The sequence below is a fragment of the Streptococcus sp. SR4 genome, from assembly GCF_000517725.1.
GTDB classification, from domain to species: Bacteria; Bacillota; Bacilli; order Lactobacillales; family Streptococcaceae; genus Streptococcus; species Streptococcus salivarius_F.
Genome location: NZ_AZYW01000003.1, coordinates 1 through 562, shown reverse-complemented (window position 1 = coordinate 562; position 562 = coordinate 1). Strand labels below are relative to the sequence as shown.

The 562-nt window shown below is 41.6% G+C and carries 1 protein-coding gene; it reads left to right on the top strand.

The features are described from left to right. Positions 1 to 562, top strand: a 562-nt coding sequence (locus tag HMPREF1519_RS00015) for an adhesin isopeptide-forming adherence domain-containing protein (RefSeq protein ID WP_037610393.1), incomplete at both ends; no start/stop codon positions are given.

Here is a 562-nt window from a genome sequence, read left to right as displayed (position 1 = left end):
CGTTGTTTCTGAAGAGAAATTCGATATCACAGGTGACAAGCTCGTTGATGATGATAAAGAGTTGGCAGACAAGTACGCAGACACAAATGCGAACCCATATGCGGACGATGCCTCAAACAACGAAGCTCAAAACTTGAATACCAAGACTGTTAAACGTGGCGACAAGTTGGTTTACCAAGTATGGTTGGATACAACTAAATTCGACGCAGCTAACAAGGACAACATCCAATCAGTAGGAATCTCAGATGACTACGATGAAACTAAGTTGGATCTTGACGCTACTAAGATTAAAGCCTACGATTCAGTAACAGGTGATGATGTTACAGCTAAATTCGATATTACTGTTAACAACGGTGTAATCACTGCAACTCTTAAAGATGGCTTCACTAAGTCACTTGGCGATGCAGAAAACACTCAAGTGATCGACACAACTAAATTCGCCTTCGGACGTTACTACAAGTTCGACATCCCAACAACAGTGAAAGCTGATGTTCCTGGCGGTGCAGATATCGAAAATACTGCGGCTCAAGTAGTTAACTACTACAACCCAACAACTAAGAAA